15 protein-coding genes are annotated in these 19,952 nt (G+C 69.3%); 9 read left to right on the forward strand and 6 right to left on the reverse strand.

Annotated features, from left to right (window positions below):
• Positions 1-108: 108 nt before the first annotated feature.
• On the reverse strand, positions 109-1,392 hold the full coding sequence (locus tag AB0395_RS03680) for a benzoate/H(+) symporter BenE family transporter (RefSeq protein ID WP_366276624.1): 1,284 nt from the start codon (positions 1,390-1,392) through the stop codon (positions 109-111).
• A gap of 374 nt (positions 1,393-1,766) precedes the next feature.
• Here AB0395_RS03680 and AB0395_RS03685 point away from each other — a divergent pair, with 374 nt between their 5' ends.
• Both AB0395_RS03685 and AB0395_RS03690 read left to right on the forward strand, forming a co-directional pair.
• Entirely contained in the window at positions 1,767-2,333 is a 567-nt protein-coding gene (locus tag AB0395_RS03685; protein ID WP_366276625.1) for an XRE family transcriptional regulator, read from the forward strand.
• Positions 2,334-2,391: 58 nt separating this feature from the next.
• Complete coding sequence (locus tag AB0395_RS03690; protein ID WP_366276628.1) at positions 2,392-3,609, forward strand: MFS transporter; 1,218 nt, start codon at positions 2,392-2,394, stop codon at positions 3,607-3,609.
• 7 nt (positions 3,610-3,616) lie between these two features.
• Here the strand turns inward: AB0395_RS03690 and AB0395_RS03695 are convergent, their stop codons facing one another.
• Positions 3,617-4,366, reverse strand: coding sequence for an MBL fold metallo-hydrolase (locus tag AB0395_RS03695; protein WP_366276631.1), 750 nt, complete (start codon positions 4,364-4,366; stop codon positions 3,617-3,619).
• 186 nt (positions 4,367-4,552) lie between these two features.
• Between AB0395_RS03695 and rho the strand changes: the two genes are divergently transcribed.
• The 3 genes from rho to AB0395_RS03710 all read left to right on the forward strand — a co-directional run bounded on the left by rho (position 4,553) and on the right by AB0395_RS03710 (position 8,540).
• Positions 4,553-5,680 carry a transcription termination factor Rho gene (rho, locus tag AB0395_RS03700; RefSeq protein ID WP_366276632.1) on the forward strand — a complete coding sequence of 376 codons (1,128 nt, stop codon included), beginning with the start codon at positions 4,553-4,555 and terminating at the stop codon, positions 5,678-5,680.
• A gap of 63 nt (positions 5,681-5,743) precedes the next feature.
• Complete coding sequence (locus AB0395_RS03705; protein WP_366276633.1) at positions 5,744-6,622, forward strand: putative RNA methyltransferase; 879 nt, start codon at positions 5,744-5,746, stop codon at positions 6,620-6,622.
• Between the two features lie 151 nt (positions 6,623-6,773).
• Positions 6,774-8,540, forward strand: coding sequence for a prolyl oligopeptidase family serine peptidase (locus AB0395_RS03710; protein ID WP_366276636.1), 1,767 nt, complete (start codon positions 6,774-6,776; stop codon positions 8,538-8,540).
• Positions 8,541-8,780: 240 nt separating this feature from the next.
• Here the strand turns inward: AB0395_RS03710 and AB0395_RS03715 are convergent, their stop codons facing one another.
• Positions 8,781-10,088, reverse strand: a complete 1,308-nt coding sequence (locus tag AB0395_RS03715) for a helix-turn-helix transcriptional regulator (protein ID WP_366276637.1) — start codon at positions 10,086-10,088, stop codon at positions 8,781-8,783.
• 124 nt (positions 10,089-10,212) lie between these two features.
• On the reverse strand, positions 10,213-10,971 hold the full coding sequence (locus AB0395_RS03720) for a dienelactone hydrolase family protein (protein ID WP_366276639.1): 759 nt from the start codon (positions 10,969-10,971) through the stop codon (positions 10,213-10,215).
• 68 nt (positions 10,972-11,039) lie between these two features.
• Here AB0395_RS03720 and AB0395_RS03725 point away from each other — a divergent pair, with 68 nt between their 5' ends.
• A complete protein-coding gene (locus tag AB0395_RS03725; protein ID WP_366276642.1) occupies positions 11,040-11,861 on the forward strand; it encodes a helix-turn-helix transcriptional regulator in 822 nt (273 codons plus the stop codon).
• A 35-nt stretch (positions 11,862-11,896) separates the two neighbouring features.
• Here AB0395_RS03725 and AB0395_RS03730 read toward each other — a convergent pair whose 3' ends face one another.
• On the reverse strand, positions 11,897-12,715 hold the full coding sequence (locus AB0395_RS03730; RefSeq protein WP_366276644.1) for an MBL fold metallo-hydrolase: 819 nt from the start codon (positions 12,713-12,715) through the stop codon (positions 11,897-11,899).
• A gap of 112 nt (positions 12,716-12,827) precedes the next feature.
• Here AB0395_RS03730 and AB0395_RS03735 point away from each other — a divergent pair, with 112 nt between their 5' ends.
• A complete protein-coding gene (locus AB0395_RS03735) occupies positions 12,828-13,436 on the forward strand; it encodes an XRE family transcriptional regulator (protein WP_366276646.1) in 609 nt (202 codons plus the stop codon).
• Between the two features lie 23 nt (positions 13,437-13,459).
• Here the strand turns inward: AB0395_RS03735 and AB0395_RS03740 are convergent, their stop codons facing one another.
• Positions 13,460-14,998 (reverse strand): SpoIIE family protein phosphatase, encoded by a 1,539-nt coding sequence (locus AB0395_RS03740; protein WP_366276647.1) that lies wholly within the window; start codon positions 14,996-14,998, stop codon positions 13,460-13,462.
• Positions 14,999-15,119: 121 nt separating this feature from the next.
• On the opposite strand from AB0395_RS03740, the gene AB0395_RS03745 reads away from it, so the two are divergent.
• A complete protein-coding gene (locus AB0395_RS03745; RefSeq protein ID WP_366276648.1) occupies positions 15,120-19,298 on the forward strand; it encodes a HAMP domain-containing protein in 4,179 nt (1,392 codons plus the stop codon).
• Positions 19,299-19,931 carry a response regulator gene (locus AB0395_RS03750; protein WP_366276651.1) on the forward strand — a complete coding sequence of 211 codons (633 nt, stop codon included), beginning with the start codon at positions 19,299-19,301 and terminating at the stop codon, positions 19,929-19,931.
• Positions 19,932-19,952: the final 21 nt, after the last annotated feature.

Below are 19,952 nucleotides of genomic sequence, written 5' to 3' on the forward strand. Positions count from 1 at the left end.
GTGGCCGAATGCCACGGAGCCACTCGCCCAAGCAACGTGCCACCCCGCGCTCAACCTGAGCCCGATCCACGAAGCCGCCGCCAGGCGCCGATTTCCCGCGAACCACGGTCACTGGTGCGTGAGCCTGTCCTCCCTTTCCGGCCCGGGAGCGATCTCGGACATGGTTTCGGCCTCGGACGCCGTCTCAGGCGACGGCTCGGATACGGCACTGGTTCCGGGGGCCGCTTCGCCTGTCCGGGGAGACCTCCTGGGACGGCGATGCAGAAGTGTCATGAGGCCTCCGGCGACGAGGCCCCAGAACGCGGCGCCGATCCCGAACAGGGTCAGCCCGGAGGCGGTGACCACGAAGGTGACCACCGCGGCCTCCCTCCTGTCCGGCTCGGCCAAGGCCGAGGCGAGGGCGGAGACGAGCGCGCCGATCAGGGCCAGGCCCGCGACGGCCTCGATGAGCACCGGCGGGGAGAGCAGGACCAGCGCGGTGGCCAGCCCCGAGCCGACGCCGAGGACGATCATCGAGGCTCCCGCGCTGACCGAGGCGATCCAGCGACGGCCGGGGTCGGGATCGGCGTCAGGGCCCGCGGCCAGGGCGGCGGTGATGGCGGCCAGGTTCACCGCGTGCCCGCCGAGGGGAGCGCCGAGCGTGCTGGCCAGACCGGTGCCGACCAGGATCCCGCGCAGCGGGGGGCGGTAGCCGTACTGGGCCAGGACCGCCATGCCCGGCACGTTCTGGGAGGCCATGGTGACCAGGAACAGCGGGAGCGCGACGCTGATCATGGCCGAGGCGCTCCACGAGGGCACGGTCAGCTCGACGACCGGGCGCACGTCCACGGCGCCGAGGCCGGGACCGGTCAGGGCGATCGCCACGACCGCGACCAGCAGGGCTCCGGGGATCGCCCATTTGCGGGCGAAGCGGCTCAGCAGCGCCCAGGCGAGCACGACAGGACCGGCCATCAGCGGCACCTCACCGAGGGCCTTGACGGGCGCGACACACAGGTTGAGCAGGACCCCGGCCAGCATGGCGCCCGCTATCGGGGCGGGGATGGCGGCGATCGTACGGCCAAGCACGGGAAAGAGCCCGGCGGCGGTGATCAGCAGCCCGCAGACCACGAACGCCCCGACGGCCGCGGGGAAGCCGCCCTCGACCGCGCCGGTCGCGACCAGCAGCGCCGCGCCCGGCGTCGACCAGGCGATGGTGATCGGCATCCGCTGTCGCAGCCCGAGCCAGATCGCCACCAGACCGTTCGCCAGGCAGAGAGCGAGCAGGCCCGACGCCGCCTGCCGCTGGTCGGCGCCAACCGCCCGCAACCCGGCCAGGACCACGGCGAAGGAGCTGGCGAAGCCGACGAGCGCGGTGACGAGGCCGGCCAGCGTCGGTTGCAGAAGGCGTGTCATCGTCTCCGTCCTTTCCATGGTTCACCGGGTCCGTCGGATCTCCGGGATTCATCGGATTCGTCGAGGCCGCCGGGCGTTCAGGGCCGCCGGGCCGTTGGAGTCGCCGGGTTTCCAGGTCCGTCGAGCCCGCCGGCCCCATCGGGTTCGCCGAACTCGCCATAGCCGACCACAGCCGACAGTGGCCGACAGTGGCCGACAGTGGCCGACCGGAGCTACTGGATTCGCGGGGCTGTCAGGTCCGTCGGGGCCGCTGGGTTCGCGCCGGGTTCAGCGGCCCCGCCAGGACAGCCGGATTCTTTAGATATCTGGCATGTCATCAACACGCCGACATTCGTTCCGTAAACGGAACATCGGTCATGCTGCACCATAGCCTCATGGACAGCGGCACACAAAACTCTCGTCCGGCTCTGGAGACCGACACCCACGACGTCGGGACGCGGATCCGCCGGTTGCGAGAGGAGCGCGGCGTCTCACTCTCCGAACTGGCCCGCCGCGCCGGTGTCGGCAAGGCAACGCTCTCCGGGCTGGAGAACGGCACCAGAAACCCGACCCTGGAGACACTCTGGGCGGTCACCGCCGAACTCGGCGTACCGCTGGCGGTCGCCCTCGGCCCGGCCCCGGCCGCTCCCGGCACCGCGATCAGGGGCACCGCCGTCACGGCCGTGCTGCTGGAGGTGTTCGAGGAGGAGAACGTCACCTACGAGCTCTACCGGCTGACGGTCCCGGCCGGGACCGCGCAGACCTCCCCCGCCCACCACGAAGGGGTCACCGAGTACATCACCGTCTTCGGCGGGACGCTCGAGGCCGGTCCCGCGGGATTCCCGCTGCTGGCCAGGCCCGGCGAGCACATACGCTGGGTCTCCGACGTGCCTCACACCTACGCCGCGATCGGCGACCAGGACGTCCAGGCCAGCCTGCTCATCCGCTACCCGCGCCGCTGAACCGACCGTCCGCGACCCCAAAGTAATCGCAAAAACCCCTAAACGTAATATTTACCCCATGACTCCACGGTCAAAGGCAGTGATCTTCTGGGCCGTCGGTGTTCTGGCGTATGTCATCGCGGTCTTCCACCGCCAGTCCCTGGGCGTCTCCAGCATCGAGGCGGCGGCTCGGCTCGGCATCGGCGCGGCCGGGCTCTCCACGCTGGCGATGCTGCAGCTACTGGTCTACGCGGCCATGCAGGTGCCGGTCGGGGTGCTGGTCGACAGGCTCGGCTCGAAGCGGATGCTGGTCATCGGGGCGACCATCATGGCCTGCGGCGAGCTGGTCTTCGCGCTGGCCGACGGACTCCTCCCCGGGGTCGCGGGCAGAGCGCTGATCGGCTGCGGCGACGCGATGACGTTCATCAGCGTGATCCGGCTGGTCAACATCCACTTCTCTCCCCGCCGCAACCCGGTGATGGTGCAGCTCACCGGCCTGATCGGGCAGGTCGGCGCGATCGCCTCAACGGTGCCGCTGATCCAGTCCCTGCACGCGTACGGCTGGACGCCGACCTTCCTGGGCGCCGCCGTACTGGGCGTGGTCTCGGCTCTGCTGCTGCTCACGGTGCTGCGTGACTCCCGCCCCGGGCTGGCCGGGGAGCGGCCGAGCCTGAGCGCCGCCTGGGCCGAGCCGGGCACCCGCCTCGGCATGTGGACCCACGCGGCCACCCAGTGCTCGGCGGCGTCGTTCCTGCTGCTGTGGGGATATCCGTTCCTGGTCCAGGGCCAGGGGCTGTCCCCCTCGGTCGCGGGCGTGCTGCTGTCGACGCTGACCCTGTGCGGCATGGTCTGCGGGCCGCTGCTCGGCTACCTCGCGGGCCGGTTCCCCTTCCACCGGTCCCGGATGGTGTTCGTCATCATCGGCACGACCGCGGGGGCGTGGACCGTCGTGCTGGCCTGGCCGGGACGGGCGCCGCTCTGGCTGCTCGTGCTGCTCATGGTGGTGCTGGCGGCCAACGGGCCGGGGTCGATGATCGGCTTCGACTACGCCAGGACCTTCAACCCCGCGGCCAGGATCGGCGCGGCCACCGGCATCGTGAACGGCGGCGGGTTCGTCGCGTCGATGACCCTGATCGCCGTGATCGGGATCGTCCTCGACCTGATGGGGAAGACCGACCTGGACGCCTTCCGCTGGGCCCTCGCCGCGCAGTACCCCATCTGGGCGCTGGGTGCGTTCCAGGTCCTCCGCTACCGGGGCAAGGCCAGGCGCCTGCTCCTGGCCGCCCAGAGTTCTTGAACGGCGCTCACCCCCGCAGGCGGGTGAACGGCTCCGCGAAGTGAGCGGTGGCGATCATGCCCTGGGCCGCTCTGACCTGCTGGAGCAGCTTCGCCCGCGTGACGGCGGCGAGGTCCGGGTCGTCGTCGTACAGGTACGGGATCGCCGGATCGTCCAGTTGCACCGGGTGCAGCACCACGTCACCGGTCAGCACCAGGTCTCCTACCTGGACGACCTGGTGACCGGGCGTGTGGCCCGGGGTGTGCAGGATCCGGATGCCGGGGAACACCTCCGCCCGGCCCTCGACCACGTGAACACGCTCGCCCAGCGGCCTGACAACCTGGTCGAGGACCGACTCCGCCGCCGTGTCGATCTCGGCCCGCTGGAACAGGTGCCTGGCGTTGGGGAAGGCGGGCACCCCGCCGATCACCGCGCCGCTCGCGTGATCGCTGTGCAGATGTGTGATGACCACCGCGTCGATCTCCCCGGCCGTGACGCCGACCCGTGCCAGCTCTGCGCCGAGCGCCCCGGGAACCGGGGCCCAGCTCGACGCCGCCGAGTCCTCGGGGCCGATGCCGGTGTCGACGAGCACCGTACGGCCCGCACCGTCACGCAGCAGATAGCAGTGGAAGTGCAGCACCCACTCCTCGGACCCGCCGTGGTCGGCACCGGGGAACATCTCCGCCAGCGGACGCCGGATCGAATCGCCCATCGGTCCCACGGCGTCGCAGAGCGGGAACACCTCGACACCGGCGATTGTTATAGGTAGGTGTGGCATCCGGTCTCCTGTTGCTGGGGGATTGACGGTGCTACCGTGATAGCAGGCGTGACGCACCGCTGGCCAAGCCGCGTGCGATGATCCGCCCTTTTCTCCGCGTGAACGCCTTTTTCGGCGTGCGGTCTTTTCCCCCGGTATTTCCCCTGTGTGAGTGACCATCCGTGGTCCCCCGTGTGAAAGGTCGTCATGACCACCCAGACAACTGTCAAACCTCCCCGGCCCCGCCAGAGCGACACCCCCGTCGAGACCGTGGCCGGGCTGCTCGACGTCCGTGACAAGACCGGACATCTCAGAACCGACGGCTACCTGCCCCGTCCCGGTGACGTGCGCGTCCCCCACTCCCAGATCAGGCAGTACGGCCTGCGCCCCGGCGACCATGTCGTCGCGACGGCGCGCAGGCCGTACGAGAGGCTGGAGGAGGTGCGGAGCGTCAACGGCGCCCCGGCCTGGCGGGACAGGCCCGACTTCGCCGACATGACCCCCGTCCATCCCCACGACCGGCTCCGCCTGGAGACCGAGTCGGTGACCACCAGGGTCATCGACCTGTTCGCACCGATCGGCAAGGGCCAGCGCGGCCTCATTGTCGCACCGCCGAAGGCGGGCAAGACGATGGTCCTGCGGGACCTGGCCGCCGCGATCACCCGCAACCACCCCGACTGCCACCTCATGGTCGTCCTCGTCGGCGAGCGTCCCGAGGAGGTCACCGAGATGCGCGAGTCCGTACACGGCGAGGTCGCCGCGTCGACGTTCGACCGCGCGGACCGCGACCACACCGCCGTCGCCGAACTCGCCGTCGAACGCGCCAAGCGCCTCGCCGAGACAGGGCGCGACGTCGTCGTCCTGCTGGACTCCCTGACCCGCCTGGCCAGGGCCTACAACAACCTCGCCCCCGGCGGGGGACGCACCCTGGCCGGAGGCCTCGACGCCGCGGCCCTGCTTCCCCCTCGCCGTTTCTTCGGCGCGGCCCGCAACCTCCGTGACGGCGGCTCGCTGACGATCCTGGCGACCGCCCTGGTCGAGACCGGTTCCCGGATGGACGACAACCTCTTCGAGGAGTTCAAGGGAACCGGCAACATGGAGCTGCGGCTCAGCCGTGCCCTCGCCGACAAGCGCCTCTACCCCGCGGTCGACCTCGACGCCTCCGGCACCCGCCGCGAGGAGATCCTCCTCGACCCCGCCGAGCTGGACCTCACCTGGCGGCTGCGCCGTACTCTGGGGGGTCTCGACCGGCAGCAGGCCCTCGAACTCCTCACCGACCGGCTCAGGGAGACCCCCTCGAACGCCGCCTTCCTCAGGCAGATCCAGGCCGCCTGAAACCGGGCACGGGCGCCGGAGGGCGACGACCGGGTCACCCGGGGAACACGGGATGATGGACGGATGCTGGCCGACGTCGTCGAACTTCTCATCTGCCCGGTCTGCGGGGGCGATCTCGGCCTGGACGAGCGGGCCGTGCGCTGCCCCTCGGGGCACGCCTTCGACGTCGCCAGACAGGGATACGTCAGCCTGCTGACCGGTTCGCGGGCGCCGGGGACGGCCGACAGCGCGGAGATGGTCGCCGCCAGGGACGCCTTCCTCGGGGTGGGGCACTTCGATCCGCTGGCCGAGGCGGTCGCGGAGGCGTGCCGTACCGGGGCGGAGGGCTCGCGCCGTACCGGGGCGAAGGTGGTCGCGGACGCGGGCGCGGGGACGGGCCACTACCTGGCGAGGGCGCTCGACCGGCTGCCCGACGCCGTCGGGATCGCGCTCGACGTCTCCAAGCACGCGGTCAGGCGGGCCGCGCGAGCGCATCCCCGGTTGGGAGCCGTCGTGGCCGACGTGTGGCGGCCCATGCCCGTCAGGAGCGACTCGGTCGACGTGCTCCTGAACGTGTTCGCCCCCAGGAACGGCCCCGAGTTCGCCAGAGTGCTCGGAGACGACGGCACACTGGTCGTGGTCACGCCCACCTCCCAGCACCTGGAACCGCTGGTCGAGCGGCTCGGGCTGCTGTCGGTCGACGAGGAGAAGGAGCGACGGGTCGCGGAGAGCCTCGGCGGCCACTTCGCGGAGACCGGACGGAGCGTCCACGAGTTCGGCATGACACTCGGACGCGAGGCGGTCGAGGCCGTCGTCGGCATGGGGCCGAGCGCCTGGCACACCGATTCTCACGCTATGCGGGCCCGTATCACGGCCCTACCGGAAACCAGTGAAGTGACGGCTTCTTTCCGTATGTCTATCTTCCAACGCCATCACCGTTCAAGCCCTGTGCTTGACAGATAACCCCGTGTTCTATGTTACTGGAGTGACATTTAGCCCGAAATTCCCACACATTAACTAAGCAAATCAGTGGTGGAGGCGACATACTGGACGGCAATCCGGCGAGCCCGCGCCTGGACGCTTGAAGTCACGCCTTGACGAGGGGAAGCGCCATATGAAGGCGGAGGAACGCTGGCAGTCCAGGTTCCGAGCGCCACGCGTGACATTGCCCGTGTGGGCGCGCCAGGCACCCGCCAGGACCGTCTACCGGAGCAACGCCTCAGGCGCGTGGGAGATCTACGCCTGGGACCGCGCCGCGGGCTCGACCCGCCAGGCGACCGCGCGGACCAAAGGCACCTCGCATGGCACGATCGACCCCACGGGTCAGTGGATCTGGTGGTTCTCCGACACCGACGGCGACGAGTGGGGCACCTGGATGCGCCAGCCCTTCTACGGCGGCCCCGACGAGCCGATCGACCTCCCGCCCGGCTTCCCCTCGGGGATCGCGCTGTCCACGACGGGCGAGGCGGTGATCGGCATGGCCAGGCCCGGCGAGGGCTTCAAGATCCATCTCGTACGGCCAGGCGAACCCGCACGAGTGATCTACGAACACGCCGAGGCCGCCTCGGTGGCCGCCGTCTCCCTGGACGGCTCCCTCATCGCGATCAGCCACAGCGAGCACGGCGACTCCCGCCACCCCGCGCTGCGGGTGATCAGACGCAACGGCGCCGTCGTCGGCGACCTGCACGACGGCCCGGGCAAGGGTGTGCTCGGCCTGCGCTTCGCGCCCGTGCTCGGCGACCGCAGACTCCTCACCCTGCACGAGCGCAGGGGACGCAGGGAGCCGCTGGTGTGGGACCCGGAGAGCGGCGACCAGCGGGAGATCTGGCTGCGTGACCCCGGTGAGATCACCGCGGACTGGTACGCCGACGGCCGCTCACTGCTCGTCATCAGGGCCAATCGGGGCCGCACCTACCTGCACCGCTACGACCTCGTCGGCGGCAGGATGTTCCCGATCGACACCCCGCACGGCGTGATCGACGCCGCCGCGCCCAGGCCGGACGGCTCCGTCGAGTACTCCTGGTCGAGCGGAGCCCACCCGCCGGTGATCAGGTCGACGAACGGCCACGTGGTGATGAACCACGGTGGCCCGACCTCGCCGCCGTCCGTGCCGGTCGAGGACGTGGACGTCGAGGGCCCCGGCGGGCGCATCCACGCGCTGGTCTCCCGCCCCGAACGGGGCTCGGGGCCGTTCCCGACGGTCTTCCTGCTGCACGGCGGCCCCAGCTCGCAGGACGACGACTCCTTCGTGCCACAGGTGGCCGCCTGGGTCGACCTCGGCTTCGCCGTCGTGCGGGTCAACTACCGTGGTTCGACCGGCTACGGCTCCGCGTGGCGGGACGCCCTGACCGGCGAGGTCGGGCACATCGAGCTTGCCGACGTGGCCGCGGTGCGGAGCGTCATGGTCGACCGCGGCGTCGCGGACCCGGAGCGGCTGGTGCTGGCGGGCGCCTCGTGGGGCGGCTACCTCACGCTGCTCGGCCTGGGCACACAGCCCAAGATGTGGGCGGCGGGCATCGCGACGGTGCCCATCGCCGACCACCTGGCCACCTACCAGGAGGAGACGGAAGCGCTGCGGTCCTACCACCGCGCGCTGCTCGGCGGCTCGCCGGACGAGCAGCCGGAGCGCTACGTGAACTGCTCGCCCATCACCTACGTCGACCACGTCCAGGCTCCGGTGCTGATCCTGGCCGGGGAGAACGACCCGCGCTGCCCGATCGGGCAGATCGAGACCTATGTCTCCCGGCTCGCCGAGCGCGGCCACCGGCACGAGGTCTACCGCTACGACGCGGGCCACGGCTCGCTGGTCGTCTCCGAGCGCATCGCGCAGATGTCGGCCCAGCTCGACTTCGCCCGCAAGCACGTCAACATCGAGAGGTGACCACCCGGCTTGGGCGCGTCGGTGTCTGGAGTGACGGGGGGAAGACACCGACCCGAAAGCGCCCAAGCCCGCGACACCGAAGGTGTCGCAATGAACATGGACTGAGGAACCTTCGTAGAGGTACCAGCGCGATACGGGTCTGTAGCCGACCGGTTGTAGAGGACGCGGAATCGTCCCGCGCACGCCAGAATCACGAACGCCCCGCCGGTCATTGACCGGCGGAGCGCCATCGTGTCCGGCTCAGGCCGACCGGTTCCCCGTCGTCAGGGCGCGCAGCTCCCGAACCACGGGCAGGGCGCGCGCCTCCTCCGGAAGCGTGGTCAGTGTCAGCCGAGCGGCTGGCAAGCTACGGCTGTCTCGCCGTTCGGCCGGAAGATCGTCGAGAGTCCGCAAGGCATGCTGAGCGCCCTGCTCCGGGTCTGTGCGCGCTTGCGCCGCCGCTCGGTGTAGCTCGAACACGGCCGACATGATGTGCCCGGAGTCGTATGCCGCCTTGGCGGCGTCCTGTGCCTCACTGGCCTGCCTGTCGTCGCCCGCCAGGGTGTAAATCAGGCTCCGGGTGTACCAGTCAGTCTGAACGGTTCCCGGTGTCTGCGCGGGCAGACCTGCCAGCACGTTCTCAACCTGGTTGAGCGTGGCGATCGCCTCGTTGGAACGCCCCTGCATCGCGAGAACCTGAGCTTCTACGCGGAGCCCGGAGAACAGCGTCCAGCTCGGCTGATTCCCGGCCAGACGGCGAGCTTCCTGAATCAGTGGCAGGACGTCATCGCCGTCATGGCCTCGCTGGGACGCCTCCCAGCTTCGCAGCACGGATGCTTGCATAGCGTCCCGGGATGCATCGGCCAACGTGTGGGTCCGCTTCCACCACCGCCCTGCCTCCCGCTTGTTGCCCAGGTTGAACCATGTCCAGGCGATCAAGGCGCTGTAGCGTGCGGCGGCGTGCGCCAGGTCCCGCTCCACGGCTTTCGGCTGGTGGCGGTTGAGGTGGGGAGCGATGTCGGTGTAGTCCACGGCGAGAGCCGCGAGCACGACGGCGGGCGGATCATAGTAACTCCGTTCGCGGTGCGCTTCGGCCGCGTCCTCCCAGTCGTCGATCATCTCCTGTGACACGCTCGCCCCGGAGATGCGCGGTCCGTAGCTCTGCCAGGTGTCGGTCAGGGTGGCCAGCACGGGCGCCACCGCACCACCGACAGCGACGGCGGCGGCATCCCGTATCAGTCGTCTGCGCTCCATGTCCTCGCCCTCATCCCGCGTTGAGGCCTTTGCCTCGACGTTACTCTTCCGCGCCTGATCGGCATCAGCCATCGCTGCATGAAGCGCCTGTGTCATGAGGTCGCCCCCGGCGTCGAATTCGGCGTCGAGAACCTTGACGGCCTCGACGGGCGGGCGGTTCTTGCCCTGCTCCCACTTGCCGATCACGGAGTGATGCCACCTGATCCGCCCGGCGAGATCCCGCAGGCTCAGCTCACGCTGTTCTCGATGCGCCCTCAGCACACGGCCGAACTCCCGCCAGTCCGCCGGTGTGGTTGGTGTTGATTGTCCGGTCACGCCTGTCCTCGCGATCCGTCTCATGCGTCGCACGGGCATGGGCACGACACAACGTGTCTTGTCCCACACTCTCGGTGACTTCAACTATGGCATCGGAAAGCGTCATGTAAAGCGGAACCCCGCACTAGGCTTCGACGCTGGTCAGCAGTGCGTGGACGCGACGCCACGCGTCGGCTGACGTGGTCCGATCGGTGCTGAGGAAACCGTGCCCGATGCCGGGGTAGACGACCATCTCGTGCTGTATGCCCGCCTCGCGCAGCGCGTCCGCGATCTCGCGTCGCTGTGCGGGCGGGACGACGTGGTCGCTCTCGCCGACGAGGAAGAGGACACGCCCGGTGATCTTCGGGGTCAGTGACAGCGTCGGTTCGGGCCGGCTGATCGGAATGTCGGTGGTCGGCAGCCAGCCGCCGTAGAAGACGGCCACCGCGGCGAGGTCGAACTCCGTGGCCGCGAGGTAGGCGATGTGACCGCCCAAGCTCAGCCCGACCATGCTGACGCGTTCGCTGCCGGCCGCGTGAAGGTGGTCAATGGCGGCGCGCACGTCACTGAGCAGTGTGGTGCGCGTCATCAGCCCCAGCAGTTCGAATCCTCGCTCCCGGCCCACAGGGTCGCGTGGCAGTTCGCTTCCGGGAGCGGTCCTGTGGTGGAAATCCGGCGCGAGTGCCACGAATCCCAGTCTCGCGAGTCGGTCGCACACGTCGCGGACAGCGGCGTCGACACCGAAGAGCTCCATGCCCACCAGGACGCCCGGGAACGGGCCGGGAGCCGTCGGCCGGGCGACGTAGGCCCCCATCGGAGGCCCGTCGCCCACCGGGATGTCCATGTGTTCGGTGCGGATGGCGTACGACCCGGCCATGCCGAAGTCCGTGTTCATGACGTTCATGGCGCCAACGTAGCCACAGCCTAGACTGGTATCCACAGGGTGTTTTTCCTAGTAATGGAAGTACCAGGATGCCTCAGTCCACGCCTCGGGCCCGAGAGCTGGGAGAGCTGCTCCGCTCCCGCCGCGAGCGGCTCCAGCCGGCCGATGTCGGTCTGCCCGCGGGAGCTCGGCGCCGAACCCGCGGTCTGCGCCGGGAAGAGGTGGCCCAACTCGCGGCCATCTCCTCGACGTACTACACCTACCTGGAACAGGGCCGCGAGGTACGTCCCTCCCGCCAGGTGCTCGACGCGCTCTCGGCGGCCCTGCGGCTCGACGCCGCCGAGCGGAGCCATATCCACGAGCTCATCCACGGCGCCCCGCCCGCCGAAACACGAGCTGTCGCCGAAACACTCTCACCTGCCCTCGTCTCGCTCGTCGACCGGCTCGACCCGTGCCCGGCCTATGTCACCGGCCGGTGCTGGGACGTGCTGGCCTCCAACCGGGCCGCCCGGGCGTTGTGGACCGACTGGCCCGCCCGGCCGCCGGAGGCCCGCAACCTGCTCTGGTGGATGTTCACCGACCGTGGCGCCCGTCAGGTGATGGTCGACTGGTCAGCCGAAGCATCCGCGCTGCTCGGCCGATTCCGCACCGCCGCGGCACGGCACCCGGGCGATCCCGGCTTCAGCGCGTTGTTCGAGCGCCTGCACGCGGCGAGCCCCGAGGTAAGAGAGTGGTGGCCACAGCACAGGGTCGTGCCCCTGAGTTCCGGCGCCAAACGGCTGCGCCATCCCGCCCTCGGGGAGATCGAGTTGGAGCACGTCGTGCTTCAACTCGCCGACGATCCCGAGCAGAAACTGGTCACCTTCACCGCCTCCGACCAGGTTCAGGCTCGGATCTCCCAGCTGCTGTAAACGGCCCCCACCCCACCGGCAGCCGCACGCCTCGATCAGCCGATCGGTGGTGCGAGGTATTCCAGCGCATAACCGTCGCCGGAGGGGGTTACCCGGGCGATGCCGGGTGAGTCGAGGTGGGCGCCGGCTACGAAGTGGTGTGGTTGGGTCAGTCGTTCGAGGAGGGCCGCTCGCGCGGCGCGGGCCTGGGACTGGTTGCCGTCGAACTCCCAGGACACGTTCGGCTGATCGAATTGGAGCGTGGGAACGTGAACGGTGTCGCCCCAGACGAGAAGGTGGCCGGTGCCGCTCCTGATGTCGTAGACGGTGTGACCGGGTGTGTGGCCCGGTGTCGGGATCGCGGTGGTCCAGTCGTTGATCGCGACCTTCTCCGACACGGGTACGACCCGGTCGCGGATCGGCTCGAGCCGCCCCGTGAACACCGAGGTGTCGCCCGCGCCGATCCACACGCGCTCGAGTTTGGTGAACGCCTCTGAACCGTCCGGCGCGATCAGGCCGCTCACGTGGTCTTCGTGGTTGTGGGTGATGGCCACATCGGTGACATGCGCGCGGTCGATTCCCGCTTCGTCGAGCGCGTCGTAGATCAATCCCATGGTGGGGTCGTGCCAGGCGTTGGACGCGCCGGTGTCGATGAGAACCGACCGCGTGCCGTCGGTGACGAAGAAGGCGTTGACCGACAGCCGCAAGTTGTCGCCGACCAGCGGGACGGCGGCCGGCAGCTCATCGAGCGTGCGCCCATCCTGGTCGCGGAGCCGTGTCGGCGGCATGTCGATGTACCCGTCTCGCAACGAGATCACCTGCAGATCGCCGAATTCGAACGTGGCATGGTGCCGGCCACTCGAGATCAAACGCATGGAACCTCCGTCGTGTTGGGCGCACATCGCGCGTCTCCGATAGAAGACTCTATCTTCTTTAGAAGAAACACTACACTGTGGGCAGCGAGGTACCTATCGATCGAGGAGCACGGTGGTCGAGCAAGACGCAAGCGCAGCCGAACCACAGCACGGTGACGACCTGGCCGGCGCGTTCGGCGGTAACGTGCGACGACGCCGCGAGGAGGCGGGCCTGACACTGGAGCAACTGTCCACACAGTCGTCGGTCAGCCGGGCGATGCTGTCCAAGGTCGAACGCGGTGAGAAGAGCCCGACGATCGGCGTCGCATCCAGGATCGCCCACGCGCTCGACGCGTCGCTCTCGGACCTGATCGGTGCGCCGACTGCTGCCGCGTCTGGTGTGGCCATTGTCATGCGCAAGAACGACCGCCCCGTTTTCCGTGACCCGGAAACCGGCTTCGAGCGGCACATGGTGTCAGCGGCCCCGGGCGCGGGAGGAGCCGAGATGGTCGTCCACTACCTCCCCGCGCAGGTCTCCACCGGGCTGCTGCCCGCGTATCCGCCGGGTACGGAGAAACAACTCGTGGTGCTCGAAGGCACCCTCACCGTCGCGATCGGCGGGATCAGCGAGACCCTGAACACCGGCGACTCCCTGTTCTTCCAGGCCGACGCGGACCACGGCTTCGCCAACCGAACGAACGCTCCCTGCGAATACATCATGGTCTTCTCGCGCAGAACCTGACGGTGAATTTCCGGCGGATGACGCTAGCGGGCGCGTAGGACCACGATCGCCATGTCGTCCGCGCTGGGCTCCGGGGCGAAGTCCTGTACGGCCCGGCGGATCCGCTCCGCGACCGCCCGCGCGGACAGCCCGACGCACTCGGCGAACAGCTTGGCCAGTCCCCCGTCGTCGTCGAGCAGCCTGCCGTCCTGACGCCGCTCGGTCACCCCGTCGGTCACGGCGAGCAGGACGTCTCCGGGGTCGAGGTGGACGAGCTGGGCCTTGAAGGTCGCCTCGGGGAAGACGCCGAGCAGCGACTGCGAGGTCACCACGGTGTCCACCACTCCGCTCGGCCGCAGCCGCAGCGCCTCAGGGTGGCCCGCGGAGACCATCCACACGTCCAGCCCCTTCGACACCGGCTTGATCTCTCCGTGCAGCAGGGTGAGAAAGCGGGCCCGGTCGCCCTCCTCCAGGATGGCCTGGTTGAGGCGGTCGAGGACGGCGGCGACGCCGTACCCCTCCCTGGCGAGCAGGCGCAGGGTGTGCCGGGCGAGGCCGGTGACCGCGGCGGCCTCCGGCCCGGTGCCGCAGACGTCGCCGACCGCGAACCGCCACGAGCCGTCGCCCGCCGCGAACAGGTCGTAGAAGTCGCCGCCGACCTCGTTGGTCTCACCGGCCGGTTCGTAGACCACGGCGGGGTCGAGACCCGGGATCTCGCCGGGCTCGTCGGGCGGCAGCAGGCTGCGCTGAAGCGCCCGGTTCGCCGCCGCCTGGGTCGCGTAGAGCCTGGCGTTGTCCATGGCCAGGGCGGCGCGGCGGCCGATGTCCTCGGCGTACTGGAAGACGTCCTCGGCGAACCGGTCGGGACGCCCGAGGCACATCACGCCGAGTGCCCTTCCCCTGGCCAGCAGCGGGATGACGAGCACCTGCGAGTCGCCGAGCTGCATGGCGCCGCCCGCCTGCGGTATCTGGACCGTGGCGAGCTCCTCGCGCAGCCCGTCGATGCTCCGCTCGTCGGTGTGCCACAGGTAGGCGGGACGCTGCGGGCCGCCGCCGTCGGTCCAGGTGTAGACCGCGCACCAGGTGGCGAGGCGGGGAACCACGATCTGGGAGATGATCGCGGGCACCATGTCCGGGTTGAGGGTCCCGGCCAGCAGGTCGCTGGCGTCGGCGAGGAACCCCATCCAGAGCGGTCCCCGGCTCGGCTCCTCCGCGGACCACTCAGCGGCCTGTCCCTCCGGCGAACCGGACAGACTCAGTCTCGCCCAGTGGGTACGCTGTTCTCCGGTGAAGGTGACACCCCATTCCTCCACCGGCACGGTCGGATGGCGCAGAGCCGTCTCCGAGGTGCTCCGCTGCCGCACCTCAAGCCGCAGCCCGTCGCCGAGATGGCTCCAGACGACCTCGAACGACACAGCCTTCGCCTGCACGGCGAGTTCCTCGACCAGTCGCTCCGCCGGAGCGAGCGCGGAAACGGCCGCCCAGGCGGTCATCACCTCTTTGGTGAACCGCCTGGCTGCGGGAACGGCCGTGTCTCCTGGGGCGAAGGTCGCGGCCAGGACGGCGCGGGGAGCGTTTGTCACTGTTCCGTGCCTATCACACTTGCCGTTGACATGCGGTAAATCGAAGGCGGGACTCGGAGTTGCGCACCGTGACAGACTGGGATGACTCGCGGCTGCGCCCCCCGGGAGTCAAGGAGGTCTTATGACCACGGCCAACACCGTGTCCGGCGTCGAGGAACGACGTTACACCGAGTCGGACCTGCAGCCGATTCTCCAGACACTGATCACCTGGCGCGACGGCGACTTCCGCCGCCGGGTGCCGCACGCGCCTCCGGGGATCCTGAGTGAGATCCGCCTGCTGCTCAACGAGGTGGCCGACCGCCGTGAGCACCTCGCGAACGAACTGCACCGGGTGCGCCGCGAGGTGGTGCGGGAGGGCCGTTTCGGGGAGCGTCTCATGCCCGGCCCCGGCGTCGGGTCGTGGACGGAGAGCGTCGACTCGGTGAACGCCCTGATCGACGCGCTGGTCGGGCCGGTCAGCGGGGCCGCGGACGTGATCGACGCGGTGGCCAAGGGAGATCTGTCCCGCAGGATCGACCTGGACCGCAGCGCGCGGGGCGAAGTGCGCCGTCTCGGCAAGGCGATCAACGGCATGGTCGACCAGCTCTCGCTGTTCACCTCGGAGGTGACCCGCGTGGCGCGCGAGGTCGGCACCGAGGGCCGTCTGGGCGGCCGGGCCAACGTGCGGGGCATGTCGGGCAGCTGGCGCGACCTCACCGAGGCCGTGAACACCATGTCCAGCCGCGTCTCGGCGCAGGTCCGCGACATCGCGCTGGTCACGACCGCGGTCGCGAAGGGCGACCTGAGCCGTAAGGTCACGGTCGACGCGGTCGGCGAGATGTTCGAGCTGAAGACCACTGTCAACACCATGGTCGACCAGCTCTCCGCGTTCGCCGAGGAGGTCACCCGCGTCGCCCGCGAGGTCGGCACCGAGGGCGAGCTCGGCGGCCAGGCGCAGGTGCGCGGCGTCTCCGGCGTGTGGAAGGACCTCACCGACAACGTCAACTTCATGGCGGGCAACCTGACGACGCAGGTCCGCGCGATCGCCTCGGTCGCGACGGCGGTGGCGCAGGGCGACCTGTCCAAGAAGATCACCGCCGACGCGCAGGGCGAGATCCTCCAGCTCAAGGACACCCTCAACACGATGGTGGACCAGCTGTCGATGTTCGCCGACGAGGTCACCCGCGTCGCCCGCGAGGTCGGCACCGAAGGACAACTCGGCGGCCAGGCCCGCGTACGCGGCGTCTCCGGGGTCTGGAAGGACCTCACCGACAACGTCAACTCGATGGCGAACAACCTCACCTACCAGGTCCGCAACATCGCCGAGGTCACCACGGCCGTGGCGACCGGCGACCTCACCCGCAAGATCGACGTGGACGCGCAGGGCGAGATCCTCGCCCTGAAGACCACCATCAACACCATGGTCGACCAGCTCTCCTCCTTCGCCTCGGAGGTCAGCCGGGTCGCCCGTGAGGTCGGCACCGAGGGGCAGCTCGGCGGCCAGGCGCAGGTGCGCGGCGTCTCGGGCACCTGGAAGGACCTGACCGACAACGTCAACGTCATGGCGAACAACCTCACCACGCAGGTCCGCCAGATCGCGGCCGTGTCGACCGCGGTGGCGCAGGGCAACCTGTCCAAGAAGATCACCGCCGACGCGCAGGGCGAGATCCTCCAGCTCAAGGACACCCTCAACACGATGGTGGACCAGCTGTCGATGTTCGCCGACGAGGTCACCCGCGTCGCCCGCGAGGTCGGCACCGAAGGACAACTCGGCGGCCAGGCCCGCGTACGCGGCGTCTCCGGCGTGTGGAAGGACCTCACCGACAACGTCAACTCGATGGCGAACAACCTCACCTACCAGGTCCGCAACATCGCCGAGGTCACCACCGCGGTCGCCAACGGCAACCTCACCCGCAAAATCGACGTGAACGCGCAGGGCGAGATCCTCGCCCTGAAGACCACCATCAACACCATGGTCGACCAGCTCTCCTCCTTCGGCGCCGAGGTCACCCGCGTCGCCCGCGAGGTCGGTTCCGAGGGCAAGCTGGGCGGCCAGGCCCGCGTCGAGGGCGCGGAGGGCATCTGGAAGCGGCTCACCGAGAACGTCAACGAGCTGGCGGGCCGTCTCACCACCCAGGTCCGTGCGATCGCCGAGGTCACGACGGCCGTCGCCAGGGGCGACCTGACCCGCTCGATCACGGTGGACGCCGAGGGCGAGATCGGCGAGCTGAAGGACAACATCAACACGATGGTGTCCAACCTGCGCGACACCACCACGGCCAACCAGGAACAGGACTGGCTGAAGTCCAACCTGGCCAGGATCTCCCGTCTCATGCAGGGCCACCGCGACCTGATGGAGGTCGCAAAGCTGATCATGAGCGAGCTGACCCCGCTGGTCTCGGCCCACTACGGCGCCTTCTACCTGGCCGAGCCTGCCGGCGATCACGACCTGCACCTGATCGCCGGGTACGGCGCGCGCCCCGGCTCCCGGATCAGGCAGCGCTTCGCGACCGGCGAGGGGATCGTGGGACAGGCCGCCCTTGAAGGCAGGGGGATCGTTCTGCAGGAGGTCCCGGCCCGCTACCTGACCGTGGACACCGGCCTCAGCAGCTCGGTGCCCGCCCAGATCGTCGTGCTGCCGATCCTGTTCGAGACCCAGGTCCTCGGCGTGCTGGAACTGGCCTCCTTCAGCCACTTCAGCGAGGTCCACCACGACTTCATGAACCAGCTCGTCGAGACCATCGGCGTCACGATGAACACGATCATCGCCAACTCGCGCACCGAGGACCTGCTGACCGAGTCGCAGCGTCTCACCACCGAGCTGCAGGAGCGTTCTGACGAGCTCCAGCGCCAGCAGGAGGAGCTGCGCCGCTCCAACGCCGAGCTGGAGGACAAGGCCGCCCTGCTGGCCAAGCAGAACCGGGCCATCGAGATCCAGAACTTCCAGATCGAGCAGGCCCGCCGTACGTTGGAGGAGCGCGCCGAGCAGCTCGCGGTCTCCTCACGCTACAAGTCCGAGTTCCTGGCGAACATGTCCCATGAGCTGCGCACCCCGCTGAACAGCCTGCTGGTGCTGGCCAAGCTGCTCACCGAGAACGCCGAGGGCAACCTCACCGTGCAGCAGGTGGAGTTCGCCAAGACCATCCACGGCGCGGGCTCCGCCCTGCTCCAGCTCATCAACGACATCCTCGACCTGTCCAAGGTCGAGGCCGGGCGGATGGACATCCACCCCCAGCGGATCTCCCTGCCCAAGCTCGTCGACTACTTCGAGGCGACCTTCGCCCCGCTGGCCCAGGACAAGGGGCTCTCGTTCGCCGTCGAGGTCGACCCGTCGATCCCGCAGGAGCTCCGCACCGACGAGCAGCGCCTGCAGCAGGTGCTGCGCAACCTGCTCTCCAACGCGATCAAGTTCACCCCGAAGGGCGAGGTACGGCTGCGCGTCATCCACGCGCCCCGCACGGTCGCCTTCGTCGACGACACCCTGCGCGGGGCGGACGGCATCCTGGCCTTCGAGGTGGTCGACACCGGCATCGGCATCGCCGCCGACAAGCTGGAGGTCATCTTCGAGGCGTTCCGGCAGGCCGACGGCACGACCAGCCGCAAGTACGGCGGGACCGGCCTCGGTCTGTCGATCTGCCGCGAGATCGCCCGCCTGCTCGGCGGCGAGATCCACGTCTTCAGCGAGGTCGGCCAGGGCAGCACCTTCACGCTGTACCTGCCGCCGTCCTACGTCGGCCCGCTGGCCTCGCGCGACGGCGGCGCGGCGGCGCCGAACTACTCCCTCTCCAGGCAGACGATCGTCGGGGTGCTTGAGGAGCCGGAGGACCTTCCCGACATACCGATGCCGGAGGAGCCGCCGATCTCGCTCTTCCCGCAGCAGGAGGCCCGGACGTGGAAGGGTGACGACCCGCTCACCGGGACCAAGATCCTGATCGTGGACGACGACATCCGCAACGTGTTCGCGCTGACCAGCGTGCTCGAACGGTACGGCTCAACGATCGTGTACGCGGAGAACGGCCGTGAGGGCATCGAGCAGCTCGAGCGCAACGAGGACGTCGCGCTGGTGCTCATGGACATCATGATGCCGGAGATGGACGGCTGGGCCACCACGTCCGCGATCCGCAGGATGCCGCAGTTCGCCGACCTGCCGATCATCGCGCTCACCGCCAAGGTCATGCGCGGGGACAGGGAGAAGAGCATAGCCTCGGGGGCCTCGGACTACATTCCCAAGCCCGTGGACGTCGACAGTTTGCTGGAACGGCTGCGTGGCTGGCTCACCCGGGGCAGGCCCGCAGGCGAATCCAACGAAGGGGCACGATAGATGCCGGACCGCGCCAAGATCCTCCTGGTCGACGACCGAGAGGAGAACCTCATCGCGCTTGAGGCCATCCTCAGCTCGCTCGATCTGGTGCCCGTGCGGGCCAGGTCGGGCGAGGAGGCATTGAAAGCCCTGCTCAACACGGAGTTCGCGCTGATCCTGCTGGACGTGCGGATGCCCGGCATGGATGGGTTCGAGACCGCCTCGCACATCAAGCGCCGCGAGCGCACCCGGAACATCCCGATCATCTTCCTGACGGTGGTCGACAGCGCCCCCGACTACGCCTTCCGCAGCTATGCGGCCGGCGCTGTCGACTACCTCACCAAGCCGTTCGACCCCTGGGTGCTACGGGCCAAGGTCGCGGTCTTCGTCGAGCTGTACAACATGAACCGCCGCCTGGCCGAGCAGGCGAGCATGCTCCGCGAACGTCTGGGCGCCGAGCTTCCCCCCGGCGACGCCGACACCCAGGCGACCGTCCTGCCCGAGCTGTCGAGGCGGCTCACCGCGGTCGAGGACGAGCTGGCCCGGGTGGTCGAGCTGGCCCGCAAGGCCAACGACCCGAGCCTCGTCGTCCCGCTCTCCGACCTGTCCCACCGCCTCAACCACCTCAGGGCGGGCTTCGACGCCCTTTCCTGAGCCAACGCCGACACCGCATGC

It is taken from the genome of Streptosporangium sp. NPDC051023, assembly GCF_040689595.1.
GTDB lineage: Bacteria > Actinomycetota > Actinomycetes > Streptosporangiales > Streptosporangiaceae > Streptosporangium.